The 14,328-nt window shown below is 69.6% G+C and carries 8 protein-coding genes; 1 reads left to right on the forward strand and 7 read right to left on the reverse strand.

Annotated elements, in window-relative coordinates:
- Positions 1-45: 45 nt before the first annotated feature.
- The 5 genes from FBQ73_RS06635 to FBQ73_RS06655 form a co-directional block, all read right to left on the reverse strand.
- Positions 46-768 carry an ABC transporter ATP-binding protein gene (locus FBQ73_RS06635; RefSeq protein WP_138398686.1) on the reverse strand — a complete coding sequence of 241 codons (723 nt, stop codon included), beginning with the start codon at positions 766-768 and terminating at the stop codon, positions 46-48.
- Positions 761-1,987 (reverse strand): ABC transporter permease, encoded by a 1,227-nt coding sequence (locus FBQ73_RS06640; protein WP_138398687.1) that lies wholly within the window; start codon positions 1,985-1,987, stop codon positions 761-763. Before FBQ73_RS06640 ends, FBQ73_RS06635 begins: the two co-directional genes overlap by 8 nt.
- The gene (locus FBQ73_RS06645; protein WP_138398688.1) at positions 1,984-3,264 is read right to left on the reverse strand and encodes an efflux RND transporter periplasmic adaptor subunit; all 1,281 of its coding nucleotides are present in this window, start codon (positions 3,262-3,264) and stop codon (positions 1,984-1,986) included. The genes FBQ73_RS06640 and FBQ73_RS06645 overlap by 4 nt, the downstream gene beginning before the upstream one ends.
- 175 nt (positions 3,265-3,439) lie before the next feature.
- Complete coding sequence (locus FBQ73_RS06650; protein ID WP_138398689.1) at positions 3,440-7,741, reverse strand: translocation/assembly module TamB domain-containing protein; 4,302 nt, start codon at positions 7,739-7,741, stop codon at positions 3,440-3,442.
- Positions 7,741-9,576, reverse strand: coding sequence for an autotransporter assembly complex protein TamA (locus tag FBQ73_RS06655; protein ID WP_246089599.1), 1,836 nt, complete (start codon positions 9,574-9,576; stop codon positions 7,741-7,743). The genes FBQ73_RS06650 and FBQ73_RS06655 overlap by 1 nt, the downstream gene beginning before the upstream one ends.
- Before the next feature lie 425 nt (positions 9,577-10,001).
- Between FBQ73_RS06655 and FBQ73_RS06660 the strand changes: the two genes are divergently transcribed.
- Positions 10,002-11,690 (forward strand): Na/Pi cotransporter family protein, encoded by a 1,689-nt coding sequence (locus FBQ73_RS06660; protein WP_138398691.1) that lies wholly within the window; start codon positions 10,002-10,004, stop codon positions 11,688-11,690.
- Between the two features lie 24 nt (positions 11,691-11,714).
- Here the strand turns inward: FBQ73_RS06660 and FBQ73_RS06665 are convergent, their stop codons facing one another.
- Entirely contained in the window at positions 11,715-12,623 is a 909-nt protein-coding gene (locus FBQ73_RS06665) for a LysR substrate-binding domain-containing protein (RefSeq protein ID WP_138398692.1), read from the reverse strand.
- 58 nt (positions 12,624-12,681) lie between these two features.
- Complete coding sequence (ahpF, locus tag FBQ73_RS06670; protein ID WP_138398693.1) at positions 12,682-14,271, reverse strand: alkyl hydroperoxide reductase subunit F; 1,590 nt, start codon at positions 14,269-14,271, stop codon at positions 12,682-12,684.
- Positions 14,272-14,328 lie beyond the last annotated feature (57 nt).

Here is a 14,328-nt window from a genome sequence, read left to right on the forward strand (position 1 = left end):
GGCGGGAATGGGCTTGATCGGGGCAAGCGCCGCCGCCGGCCGGTATCAGAGCTTGGAAACGGCTCCCGGCTCAGCACGGCCGGGGCGCTCAGCGTTGATCTGCCCGTCCACCAGCTCGACGATGCGGTCGCAGCGCTCGGCCAGGGCCATATTGTGGGTGACCACGAGAAAGGTGGTGCCGCGCTCGGCGTTGATCCGACGCAGCAGCGCGAACACGCTGTCGGCGGAGGCGGTGTCGAGGTTGCCGGTGGGCTCGTCGGCGAGCACCAGAGCCGGCTCCATGGCCAGCGCCCGGGCGATGGCCACGCGCTGCTGCTGGCCGCCGGACATGTTGGTGGCCCGGTTGTTGCGCCAGCGGCTGAGGCCCACCCGGTCCAGCAATTCGTCGGCCCGCTGCTCCATGCGCCGGTCGGCCCGGCCCTGGTCCACCAGCATGGGCATCATCACGTTCTCGGCCGCCGTAAAGGCCGAGATCAGGTAGTGATACTGGAACACGAATCCGATGGCGTGGCCGCGCAGCCGGGTGCGCGCGGCATCGTCGAGCCGCGTGGTCTCTTCCCCGTTGACCTGCAGCCGCCCGGAGGTGGGGCTGTCCAGCAGCCCGATGATGTTGAGCAGGGTGCTCTTGCCCGAGCCGGACGGCCCGATGAGGGCCACGAACTCGCCGGCCCCTATGGTGAGGTCGATGCCGTGCAGCACCTCGGTCTCCACCGGCGTGCCGATGGCGTAGGATTTGCGGATCGCCTCGAGGGCCAGCACGTCAGCCACGGATCGCCTCCACCGGATCGATGCTGGCGGCGCGCACCGCCGGGGCAAGGCCGGCGACCACGCCGGTCAGGGTGGCGAGCAGCGCCGCCGCCACGAACAGGCTGGGCTCCAGGATCAGCGGGAACAGCTCCGATCCGTCCACCTGCCGCAACAGGTGATGCCACAGGATCAGAGCCCCGGCGCCAGCCGCCGACCCCAGCACCGAGCCGAACAGCCCGAGCACCCCGCCCTGGATGAGGAAGATCCGCAATATCCGCCCCCGGGAAGCGCCCATGGCACGCAGGATGCCGATGTCCTTGGAACGCTGGATCACCGACACCACCAGCACGGCTGCAATGCCGAACGCCACCGAGATGCCCACGAACAGCCGGATCAGCGTGTTGGAGGTCTGCTGCGCCCGCACCGCCGTGAAGAACTGGGCATTGGTGGTGATCCAGCTGTCCGCCTCCACCGGCACCACGGCGGCGATGTCGCGGGCGATGGTGTCGGCGGCATAGGTGTCGGTCACGGTCATGTCGATGGTGGTGGCGCCGCCGATGAGGTTGAGCAGGCTCTGGGCGGTGCGCAGGGCCACATAGGTATTGCGCTCGTTGGCGCCCTTGTTGCCGAAATCGAAGATGCCGGTAATGGTCAGGATCCGCCCGCTGCCGTTGGCGGTGGTCACGTTCAGCTTGTCGCCGACGCCCGCGCCCAGGTCCTTCGCCAGCTCGGTGCCGATGAGAATGTCGTCGGTGCCGAGCCGCGTCTCCCCCGCCACCAGATAGTCGGGCACGCGCACGATCCGGAAATACTGCTCGGGCTCCATCCCGGTGATGGAGATGGAGCGGCTGGCATCGCCCCGCACCGCGAGGGCGGAGCCGGAGGCCGTGGGCGCCACCACCACCACGTCCGGCCGCGCCCGCATGGCCACCGCGATGGACTGCCACTGGTCGATGGAGAGGATGCGCTGGGAGGGCTTCTGCACCAGCGCGCCTTCGATCACCCCCGGATCAAAGCGCAGCGGCCGCGCCACCTCGTCCAGCGGCGAAAGCTGGATCTGCGGCTGGGAGGTCAGCACCCGTTTGATGAAATTGGTCTGAAGCCCGGCCAGCATGGCCGACATGAACACGATCACCCCAACGCCGATGGTGATGCCGCCGAGGATGAAGGCGGTCTGCATGCGGCCTTCGCCGAGGAAGCGCAGGGCGGCAATCCATTCGAACGGCAGCCAGCGGTTCATCGCAACACCGGCCGGATGCGCTGGCCGGCGCGCACCCCCGAGGCCACGGGCAACACCTCCTCGCCGGGGGTGAGCCCCTCCAGCACCTGCACCTGATCGCCGGCCCACAGGCCGAGGCGGACCTTCTGCTCCCGCGCCCGCCCCTCCCGCACCACCAGCACAAAGGGCGCCGCCGAGGCGGGGGCGTGGACGGTGCGCGCGGGCACCACCACGGCATCGGGCCGGCGATCCACCGCAATGTCCACGGAGACGGTCATGTCCTGCCGCAGATAGGCGGGCGGATCGGGCACCGTCAGTTTCACCTCCACCGAGGCGCGGGTGATGTCCACGGAGGGGTTGATATAGGTGAGGCGCGCGGGGAATCTCTGGTCCGGATAGGCATCGGCGGAAGCAATGGCATCCTGGCCGGGCTGAAGCAGCCGCAGGTTCTTCTCGTCGATCTGCACGACAAGCTGGATGGCTCCGGCCGGGGCCAGCACCAGCAGAGTCTTGCCGGCCTGCACCACCGTACCGCGCTCCACGCTGCGGGTGATGAGCACGCCATCGCGGGGCGCGGTGATGGTCGCATAGCCCAGCCGCGCATGGGCGGTGGCCAGATTCGCCTTGGCCTGGCTGAGCTGGGTCTCGGCGATGACGTAATCACTGCCGCCGGGGCTGGTGGTGTAGACCTGAAGCTCGGCAGTGCGCGAGAGAGTCAGGGCCACATTGAGCGCCCGTGTGGCCTCGTCCAGTGCGGCCTGGGTGCCGGCGCCGGATTTCGCCAGCTTGTCGGCGCGATCGAAGGCCGTCCGGGCGTTGTCCAGATTGGCGCGGGCCTGCTTCTGCGCTTCCTCGGCGGCGGGCCGGGACAATTCCCTCAGCTGCCGCATGCGGGCATCGGCCTGGGCCACGGCGCCCTCGGCCTGCACCACCGCCGAGTCAAGTTCGGTCCCGTCGAGGGCGATGAGCGGCTGGCCCTGCCGCACGGCCTGCCCCTCCTCCACCAGTACCTCCTTGACGGTGCCGGTGATCTGGCTGCCGATGCTCACCCGATAGGGGGTCTCCACATGGCCGGTGGCGACCACGGCGCGCACCAGCTCGGCCTTCACCACCGGATAGACCACCACCTCCGGCCCCGCGCGCCAGCGCAGCAGCCCCCAGCCCGCACCGGAAAGCACCAGCACGAGGACCGCGATGCGCCATTTGCGGCGCCACAGGGCGGCCGCAAGGTCGCGGCGCCCCGCGCCCTTCGGCGGGTCGCGCGGTACGGTTTTGGCGGCGGGGACAGGCTGATCCACTTGATCCCTGAATGGTTGCGGCGTGGGGGTACGGGTATGTCCGCTTCCGGGAAGTCCGGCCGCCGGGATGGCAGTGCGAGCCTTGCGATCATGGTCTGCATTGCAGGCCGGTTAAAGGCGATGGCTCAACTTGAGCGCAGCCATGGGCCGCGCACGTCCTTTTTTTCGGGCCCGCTCAATAATCCCACTGGGCGCCAATGCCCACCTCGGCGGAGCCATCGGCGCCGGTGGCGCCCTGAAGGCGGATGTTCTTGGTGATGTCCATGTCCACCGTGACCTGGCTGGAGCCAGGCGTGGTGCCCTGCCGCACGCCCAGATACATGCGATCGTTGAGACGCCGGCCGATGCCCACCTGTCCGCCAGTGCCGGCGGCATTGGTGCCCACGTCCAGGCTGTCCACGCCCAGCGAGCGGCGCATCTTGTCCAGCACCCCGCCGCCGCCGGAGAATTGCGCGATGGTCTGGGCGATCTGCAATGCCTGGGCACCGGTGAGCGAGCCGGCCGAGCGGCCGAACATGAGGCGGGAGAGCACCTCGTCCTGCGGCAGGGTGGGGGTGGAGCTGAACGTGACGTCGGGACGCGAGGCCGCCCCGGTGACCAGGATCTGTGCGGTGATGTCGTTGGCGGTGGTCTCCGCCACGAAGTCGAGGTCCGGGTCGGTGGTGCCGTTGAAGGTGATCTTGCCACGGGTGAAATTCAGCCGCCGGCCGAGAATATCGAAGGTGCCGCGCCGCATCTCGAAGCCGCCCAGCGTCGCCGGGCTGGCGGTGGTGCCGCCCACCTTGAGGTCACCGCCGAGTTCCGCTTCCAGCCCCATGCCGCGCACGAACACGTTGTTCGGCGCCGAGACCGTGAGGTCCAGCGGCATGCCGGCATTGCTCCGGCGCGGCGCGTTGGCCCCGGCCTTGCCGCCCGGCCGGTTGGTGGTCACGTTCCAGTTGCGGCCGCCGTTCACGTGACGCACGTTCAGCGCCGCGCCGCCGCCGGGCAGGCGATCGGGAATGTTCACATCGAGATGGCGCACCACGATCCGGCCAGTGAGGCGCGGATTGTTGGCGAACGCCCCCTCCACCGCCAGACGCCCCTCGGCCACGAGGCGCATCAGGTCGCTGTTGACGAGGCCGGCATTGGTGAGATCCACGTCGATACGGCCGGGAAAGCCCTGCGCCGGCTCCAGCGCCACCGTGCCACGCGCCGAGAGGCCGCCGCCATTGGGCGTGCGGGCTGTGAGCGAGGAGAGCGTCACCGAGCGATCGGTGCCGGTGATCACGCCCTCGATGTTGGAGAGGTTCACCCCGTTCACGCCGTCGTCGAAGCGGGCGCCGGAGATGCGCACCGTGCCGCCCGCCCGGGGCGCTGCGGCGGTGCCGCGCACGGTGGCATCGATGGCCGCGCGCCCGCGCACCTGCGCGCCGGAGGTGGCGAGCATGGGATTGGCAAGGCCCAGGTCCAGCGCGCCCCGGATCGCAAGGTCGAGGTCTCCCGCGCCCAAGGGCGCCGAGCCGGTGAGGGTCACATCCGACAGGAACCGCCCGGTGACGGTCGCCCGCGTGCTCACCCGCCCGTCCGCGAACCTCCCATCGGCGCGGATATCGAGGGGGCCGACGCCGTTGGCGGACAGGTCCCGCGTGCTGACGCGCGCCACGGTGAGCGAATAGGTGCCGGTGGGCGCCGCCGCCGGCCCGTCGAGCCGCGCGGAGCCCGACAGCGTGCCGGACAGGCCGAGGCCGGGGGCGGCGAGGTCCGCCAGCGCCAGCGGCAGGGTGGTGAGGGTCACGTCGAGGGCCAGCGAAGAGCCCGCCCGACCGGACACGCTGGCGCTGCCGCCGCGCGTGGCCAGCGCCAGCCGGTCGATGGTGAGGGTGTCGCCGGACCAGCGGAAATTCGCCGGCGCAGAATTGGTGATGCTGGTGCCGCTGCGCGCCAGAGAAAGGCGATCAAGGCGGAAGCCGATGGTGCCGTCGCGCGGGGTCAGGAGGCCCGCCGTGGTCAGCGTCGCTCCGTTGACCACGGCATCGAGGTTGAGGCTGGTTCCCGCCGCGCCATTGCCCGCCGCCGCGCCATTGGCGGTGAGGTTGGCCTGCGAAATGTCCATGCCTCCGGCATTCACGGCGCGCAGCCGCACCGTGCCGTCCAGCACCGGCGCGCCGGCCGGATCCACCACGGTGGCGTCAATGCGGGCGCTGCCGACGCTCTGCCCGGCGGCGGAGACATTGGCGGCGTCGGCCTTCACCGCCACGCGCTGGCGGCCGCCGGTAGCGTCCAGCCGCACATCCGCATTCAGCCGCCCGGCCAGCTCGGTGAGCGCGAGGGGCGACAGATCATTGAGATCGCCGGCGGCGATGGCCAAAGTCCCGTCCGCAAGCCCCTTGGCATCGAGCCGCACATCGCCCTTGGCCGAGACCGAGCCGATAGCGACGGCGAGGTCTTTCAGCTGCCGCGCGCCATCGGCCAGCGTGGCGAAAGCACCCGAACCGGTGGCGGGCTTGCCGGCCACCCGGCCGTCGAGGGTGAACTCAGCCGCCGGATTGCCGGTGAGGTCGGAGGCCGTCACGGCGAGGCTCAGGCCCTCCACCTTCTGCTTCATGGCGGTGCCGGCGGGCATCAGCAGCCGCGCGGTGAGGCCAAGAGTGTCCAGGCTGCCCCGGAACGCCGCCTCGCCCGTCACCGCGCCGGAGACGCGGGGATCGAGCTTGCCCACATCCGCCAGCGCGAGCTTAGCCGCAAGGTCGGCACGGGCACGGGAGATGGTGCCGTCGGCGGTCACCGTCAGGCTGTCAGAGGCGAGGTTGAAGCGGTCGACGCGGATGGCGTCCTGCCCGTCCCGCGCCAGCTTGGCGGCAAGGGTCGTGGCGCCGCCGAACAGGCCGTCCACCGCCGCGATGCCGGTGGCCACATCCCTGGTGCCGCCGGTGATGCTCGTATCCACGCGGGAGAGATCGCCGCTGGCATCGATTGTGGCGTCCAGTGCCGCCGTGCCGGCCAGCGTCCGCCCGGCGAGGGGCGAGAAGGCGGCGAGATCCAGCTTTTCGAGCTTGAGCGTGCCGGCGATCTTCTCCGCCGACGCATTGCCGGTGAAGCGGCTGGTGAGGGCGGCAAGCTCCACCGTGGCAGCGGTGACGGAAGGCGCACGCCCCTTGGGTTGCGCCCCGGCCACGCGGAAGCGGGCGGTGCGCCCCAGGGCCTGCGCCACCTTGGGATCATCGGCCGAGAGCCCGTCCGCTTTGCCGTCGAGGGTGAAGGCCAGGTTCTGGCGGGCATCGGGAAGGGTGGCGACGTTGATTTCGAGGGTCGCGGCGCCATAGCCGGCGCCCTTCAGGCCCTCCGCCGTGGCGCGGGCGGCAAGGACGGGGGCTGCGAACGCGCCCTTCAGGGTACCGTCCACCGCCGCCGCCTTCCAGGTCACGCCCGGTGCGAGCGCGGCAAAGCGCGCAGCCTCGCCGGCCTTGAGGCCGAACACGAGATCGGCGGTCATGGCGTTCGCATCCACCGTGCCATGCACCCCGGCGCCGAAGCCTGCGGAGCGGGCGGTGGCGGTCTCAATGGCGATGCGGCGGGCCTTGTCGATGGTGGCGGTGCCGGCGAGTTCCACGCCGCCCTCCAGCAGCGGGGCGATCTGGGCCGGAAGCAGCCGGGCAATGTCGGCCTCGGCGGTGAAGCTCACGCGCCGCCCGGCTCCGGTGGCGCGCACCTGGGCTGAGCCGTCGATCCTGGCGGAGGTGCCGGCCGAAACATTGAGACGCCCGTCCCAGGCATCCAGCGGGCCGACGCCCTTGAGCGTCGCCGTGATGGCCGGCAGGTCGGCGATGCCGGCGGCACGCGCCACGAGGCCGCCCGCCGGCTCCTCGGCGGTGATGTCGAGGTCGAGATGCTCGGTCTGCGGCACATAGCCGAGCCGGCCGGTGAGGCTGCCGGGCTGGTCGCGCCGCTTGAGATTGAAGGCGCCGGACAGGCCCCGGTCCAGCGAGCGCAGTTCGGCGGTGGCTACCAGCGTCAGCACGGCCGCATGACCGAGCACCGGTTCGCCGATGACGATCTCGTCCAGCGAAAGGCGCCCGACCCGCACCGGCAGGGCGAAGCCGCCGCCGCTGCTCGCCGCCTGGGGCGCAGCCGGGGCCGGGGGCAGCTCGGGCTTGCGCTGAAGCGCGACGCGGGCGGCGCCAGCGGAATTGATGTCGAGCGTACCCACGAGCAGCGACAGGGGATTCCAGTCGAGGCTCACATTCTCCACCTCGGCGAACGGCCCCTTGGGATCGGACACCACGATGCGCGCCACCGCCATGTTGGCGGGCACGAAGCCGGTGATGCCGGAGATGTCGACGTTCAGCCCGTTGGAAGAGGCAAGCGAAGAGCCCACGCGGGCCAAGAGCGCCTTGCCCGGCGGGGTCTGGAGGGCGCCGAACGCCAGAGCGAGCAGCACCAGCACGCCCGCGAGCGCGAGGCCGGTCCATTTGGCGATGGTGCGCATGATTGCCATCAGAAGGCCTGCCCCAGGCTGACGTAGACGCCGAAGGACCCGTCGTCGGGGCCGGGATTGAGCGGCACTGCGAAATCCAGCCGCAGCGGCCCGATGGGCGTGTAATAGCGCAGGCCGATGCCCGCCGCGTATTTCAGGCCGCTGAAGTCGGGATATTCGGTGGCGAAGGCCGAGCCCATATCGAAGAAGGGCACGATGCCGATGGTGTCGGTGATGCGCACGCGCAGCTCCGCTGACGCCTCGAAGAAGGACAGGCCGCCGACGATCTGGCCGAACGCGTTGCGCGGGCTCGCCGACTGGTAGTCGTAGCCGCGCACCGAGCCGCCGCCGCCCACGTAGAAGCGCCGCTGCGGTGGCACGTTGTAGAGGTCTGACACCCCCACGAGGCTGCCCGCGGCCACCCGCCCGGCGATGATGACGCGCCGGTCGTCGTCAAAGGCGTGATAGGCGGAGAGCGCGGCCTTCAGCATCACCGGGCCGGCGCCGCTGTCGCCGAGATAGGCGAAGGGCTCCACCGTGGCATTGAGGCGGATGCCGCGGGAGGGATCGAGCGCGTTGTCGGTGGTGTCGTAGAAGATGTCGACCGGGATACCGGTGACCAGGGCATCGTAGATACCGGTGGTGTCCTCCACCTGCCCGTCCTCGAAATCCACGCCCACCTGCATGGACAGTTGGTCGTCGAAGCGGTGGCGCACGGCGAGAAGCGCGACGACGCCCTCGCGCACATAGGCGTTGGTCACCTCGCGCAGGATCGCGGCGTTGAGGATCAGGTCGTCCTGCGGGGTCCAGATGCCCGGCTTCACGAAGCTGGCGGCGAGCTTGTAGCCGAACGGGTCGGCATTGGGCACCGCCTCCGGGGCGCCGCCGAACCATGACACGGAGGCGTCGAGCCGCAATGTCTCGCCGCCGCCGAACAGGTTGCGGTGGCCCCAGAAGCCGTTGATGGACGACCCGTCGGTGCTGGAATACTTGGCCGAGAAGCCCACGTAGCGCGGCTCGCGCGGGCGCACCTCGATAGAGATGGGCAGGCGGCCCTGGGCATCCAGCCGCTCGCCCTCGCGGATGCGAACGCTGGCGATGGCCTGGATGGTCAGAAGGCGCTTGCGCAAGCGGGTGAGCCGGTCCGGCGAATAGGGCGTGCCGGGCGGAATCTCGACCCGCTCCTCGATGAAGTTGGGCGGCAGGAAATCGGCGCCGGAGACGGTGAAGGTGCCGAAGGTGGCGACCGGCCCGGTCTCGATCAACAGCGTGACGTTGAGCCGGTGGGTGGCGTGGTCGGCCACCACGTCCTTGCCGGTGAGGCGGGCGAAGGGGTGGCCGCGCTCGCGCCAGAAATCCACAACCACCGCCTCGGCGCGGACCACGCGATCGGCGCGCGCCGATTCGCCCGGCTCCAGGCCCAGGGCGCGCAGGCTGGGGCCGTCGGAGAGCGGGCGGCGGGTGGCGGCATCGAGAATGCGGATGTCGCCGAAGACGAAGGGGGGCCCGGGGTCCACATCCACCCGCACCGGCACCGGACCGGCCTTGCGAGCCCGCTCCACCACGTCGAAGATGTTGGGCGAATTGGGCGCCAGGCCGGCGACGGTGATGCGGATGGTGGCGCCGTAGCGGCCTTCCCCGTAGAGCGCGGCGGTGATGCGCTCGAAATCGGCGAGCGCGCGGCGCACCAGGCCGGCGGCACCGGAGGGCGGACGATCCTTCAGGCTTTCAAGGCCGGACGCCTGGGTCACGGCGGTCTTGAGGCTGCTGTCGCCGCCCTGGACCTCGATGTTCAAAGTATAGGGCGTGGCATCGATGACGGGCGCTTGGCCCGAGGTTGGATTCGGATTGAACAACGCCGCGATCGAACCAAAGAAATCGTCGTTCTGCGCGTGCGAAGGCGCAGCCGAAAGCATTACAGCCACGACTGCAAGCAACAACGGACGCAGCCGGGTCCCAAAATATGATGCAGATGTCGTCACCAAACCAGCCCAACGCCCTCAGTTCAAGCCATTGCTACGGTGAAGATATGATTATTTTATTGCAGGTTAACCTACACGATGGGGTGTCCTAACGCCACCCTGTACGCCATTTAGCCTTAAGCAATTACCATACGGCACCGCATGAGGCGGGATCGCCCCTGCGCGGGCTCCGATCCTCGCATCCCCACCAATTATGTTGCAGCGCAATATGATTGGTGCCTACTCTTGGGCCTTCCCACGCTTGCCTCGAGGCGAAGCGCACGAGAATCGCAACGGAGGTTGCCAACGGAGGTCTCGCCATGGGCTCTTCCATGAGCTTTTCCGTCACGCTGCTGGATCTGGCCGGCTTCGCCGCCCTGCTCCTGTGGGGCATCCACATGGTGCAGACCGGGGTGATGCGGGCGCTGGGGCCGCGGCTGAAGGTGGTGCTGGGCCGCGCCCTGCGCCATCCGCTGCAGGGCTTCGTGGCGGGGGCGGCCGTGACCACCCTGCTTCAGAGCAGCACGGCGACGGCGCTCATGGTCTCCGGCTTCACGGCGGCGGGGCTCGTCGCGCTGGTGCCGGCGCTGGCGGTGATGTTAGGGGCCAATATCGGCACCACCCTCATCGTTCAGGTGCTGTCCTTCGATGTCTCGGCGGTGGCGCCGGTGGCGATCCTTGCCGGGCTCATCATGTTCCGGCGCGGTGCCGGTACCGGCATGCGCGACCTCGGCCGGGTGATGATCGGCCTCGGCCTCGTGGTGCTGGCGCTCTCCCACCTCGTGGACCTGCTGCGGCCGCTGGAGGATGCCCCCTCGATCCGCATGCTGCTCGGCGCCGTCGCCACGGTGCCGCTGCTGGATGTGCTCCTGGCGGCGGTGCTGACCTGGGCGGTGCATTCCTCGGTGGCGGTGGTGCTCATCACCGCTTCCCTTGCCGCCCAAGGCGTGGTGCCGCCCAATGCCGCCATCGCCTTGGTGCTTGGCGCCAACCTCGGCAGTGCCATCGCGCCGATGGTGGAGGCCATGGGCCGGAGCGACGCGGCGGCGCGGCGCCTGCCTATGGGCAATCTCATCAACCGCGTCCTCGGCGTCGCCGTGGCGCTGGCGTTCATCGAGCCCCTCGGCCGCTGGATGGTCGAGTTCCAGCCGGACACCGCCCGCGTGGCGGTGGACTTCCACACCCTGTTCAACCTCGCCACGGCGCTGATCTTCCTGCCCCTGCTGAAGCCATTCGCGCGGGCGCTCGAATGGCTCTATCCGGACCGGGAGGATGCCGCCGACCCCGCCCGGCCGCGCTATCTCGCCGCCACCGACCGCGATATGCCGGTGTTGGCGCTGGGCGCTGCCGCCCGCGAGGCGCTGCGCCTTGCCGACGCGCTGGAGGAGATGCTGGAGGAGGCCGCCGGCGCGCTCGCCACCGGCGACCGCCGACGCATCGCCGAAACGCGCGGGCGCGACGACATTCCCGACCGCCTGAACCGGGAGATCCGCACCTATCTCGCCATGCTGGACCCGGAGGACATGAACCCCGCCGACCGCCGCCGGGTGGAGGAGATCCTCGCCTTCTCCGCCAACATGGAGCAGGCGGCGGACGTGGTGTGCGGCCGCCTGATGACCGACGCCGGCAAGCGTCTCAAGCGCGGCATCGCCTTTTCATCCGCGCAACAGGCGGAGCTGGACCAGCTCATGGCGCGGCTGAAGGCCAATATCCGCCTCGCTTCCTCCCTGTTCATGACCGCCGACCCGCGCGCCGCGCGCCTGCTGGCGCTGGAGAAAACCGCCTTCCGCGACAGCGAGACCCTGGCGGCGCGCCGGCATTTCGACCGCCTGCGTCAGGGCCTTGCCCCGCTCGCCGATGCCAGCGGCCTGCACATCGACATCGTGCGCGACCTGAAGCTGGTGAATTCCCACGTGGTGGCCGCCGCCGCCTATCCGGTGCTGGCCCGCACTGGCGAACTGCTGGATACGCGCATCGCGGCAGGACGCGAACCCATCGAGCTGTCGTGAAGGCCCGCCGGGCGCCGGCGCCACTCAGTGCCGGGGTGCGAGCAGCTCCTGCGGCAGGGCGCGGCACACCTGCGCCACATCGGCCAGAAGCCGGCCCATGGCCGAGGTCTTGCGCCACAGCAGGGCGATCTGCCGGCTGGGCTTGGAATCGCTGAATTCCAACAGGTGGATGTTCTCGGCCGGCCGGGTGGGATTGCGCGTTGCCAGCATGGGCAGCAGCGTCATGCCCACCCCCGCCGCCACCATCTGGCGCAGGGTTTCAAGACTGGTGGCGCGGAATTCCGACTTCTCCCGCGCCCCGGCCATCTGGCACACGTCCAGCGCCTGGTCGCGCAGGCAGTGGCCGTCCTCCAGCAGCATCAAATTATAGCGCGACAGCTCGGTGATGGAGAGGTTGTCGCGGCTGGCCAGCGCATGGGTGCCCGGCACGGCGAGGAGGAACGGCTCCTCAAACAGGAACTCGGAATGGAAGTGGCTGTCGTGCACCGGAAGCGCCAGGAAGGCGGCATCCAGCGTGCCGTAATTCAGGCGCGAGATGAGGGCGGCGCTCTTCTCCTCGAACAGCAGCAGTTCCAGCTCCGGGAAGCGGGCGCGGATGAGGGGTACCACATGAGGCAGGAGGTAAGGCCCCAGCGTCGGGAACACGCCGAGCTTGAGCGCGCCGGCCTCCGCCGCGCAACTGCGGCGGGCGCCTTCCTTCAATTGCTCCACCTCGTCGAGGATGCGCCGCGCCCGCTCCACCGCCTCGCGGCCGGCGGGGGTGAGCATGACGCGTCGCGGGGCCCGCTCCACCAGCGGCACGCCCAGTTCCTCCTCCAGCTTGCGCAGCTGGGTGGAGAGGGTGGGCTGGCTGACAAGGCACGCCTCGGCCGCCCGCCGGAAGTTCCGGTGGTCGGCCAGGGCGACGAGATATTGCAGTTCGCGCAAGGTCACCGCAGGCGGCCCCCATCGGAGGTCGCCCGGAAGAAGAGGAAGTGGCGTGCCCGGCCAGTCACGCGGCCTTCACCGCCTCTTCCTTCGGCGCGCTGGAGCGGATGAGGTGATCGAAGGCGGAGAGCGAGGCCTTGGCGCCTTCGCCCAGCGCAATCACGATCTGCTTGTAGGGCACCGTGGTGCAGTCGCCGGCGGCGAATACGCCGGGCACCGAGGTCTGGCCGTGGGCATCCACCACGATCTCGCCGCGGGGGGAAAGCTCCACCGCGCCCTTCAGCCATTCGGTGTTGGGCAGAAGGCCGATCTGCACGAAGATGCCCTCCAGTTCCACCTTCACGCTGTCGCCGGTGTTGCGGTTCTCGTAGACAAGGCCGCTCACCTTCTGGCCGTCGCCCAGCACTTCGGTGGTCTTGGCCGAGGTGAGGATGGTGACGTTGGACAGGCTCTTGAGCTTGCGCTGGAGTACGTCGTCGGCGCGCAGCGCGCTGTCGAACTCGATCAGCGTCACATGGGCGACGATGCCGGCCAGATCGATGGCCGCTTCCACGCCGGAATTGCCGCCGCCGATCACCGCCACGCGCTTGCCCTTGAACAGCGGGCCGTCGCAATGGGGGCAATAGGCCACGCCCTTGTTGCGATAGGTGTCCTCGCCCGGCACGTTCATCTGCCGCCAGCGGGCGCCGGTGGCCAGGATCACCGTCTTGGAGCGCAGGCTCGCGCCGTTGGCGAATTCCACCTCGATGATGTCGGCGCCGGGCACCAGCTTCACCGCCTTCTGGAGGTTGAGGATATCCACCTCATACTCGCGCACGTGCTGCTCCAGCGCGGCGGCAAGCTTCGGGCCCTCGGTGTAAGGCACGGAGATGAAATTCTCGATGGCCATGGTGTCCAGCACCTGCCCGCCGAAGCGCTCGGCGGCGACGCCGGTGCGGATGCCCTTGCGCGCCGCATAGATGGCCGCCGTGGCGCCGGCCGGGCCACCGCCCACCACCAGCACGTCGAAGCGGTTCATCTCGGCCATGCGCTTGGCGTCGCGGGCGGCCGCGCCGGTGTCGAGCTTGGCGACGATCTCCTCGACGCCCATCCGGCCCTGGCCGAAGACTTCGCCGTTCAGGTACACGGTGGGCACCGACATGACCTGCCGGGCATCCACTTCCTTCTGGAACAGGGCGCCGTCGATGGCCACATGGCGGATGTTCGGGTTCAGCACGGCCATGAGGTTCAGGGCCTGCACCACGTCCGGGCAGTTCTGGCAGGACTGGGAGAAATAGGTCTCGAAGACGAAGTTGCCATCCAGCGCCTTGATCTGCTCGATGACCTCCGGCTCCAGCTTGGGCGGATAGCCGCCGGTCTGCAGCAGCGCCAGCACCAGCGAAGTAAATTCGTGGCCCATGGGCAGGCCGGCGAAGGTGAGCGCGATGCTCTCGCCGGGGCTCGACAGGGCGAAGGAGGGCACGCGCGCGCCGGCGGCATCGCCATCGCGGCGCTCGGCGACGGTGACCTTGGCGGAACACTCGGTGATGTCGGAGAGCAGTTCCAGCATCTCCTTCGACTTCGCGCCGTCATCCACGAAGGCGGTGATTTCCACGGGCCGGACGAGCCGCTCCAGATACGCCTTGAGCTGAGTCTTCATGGCTGTGTCGAGCATGGCAATTCTCCGACGAATGCTTTGTAAAACGAGAAGGTGCTCCGCACCCGCCGCGCG

This window comes from Xanthobacter autotrophicus, assembly GCF_005871085.1.
Taxonomy (GTDB): Bacteria; Pseudomonadota; Alphaproteobacteria; order Rhizobiales; family Xanthobacteraceae; genus Xanthobacter; species Xanthobacter autotrophicus.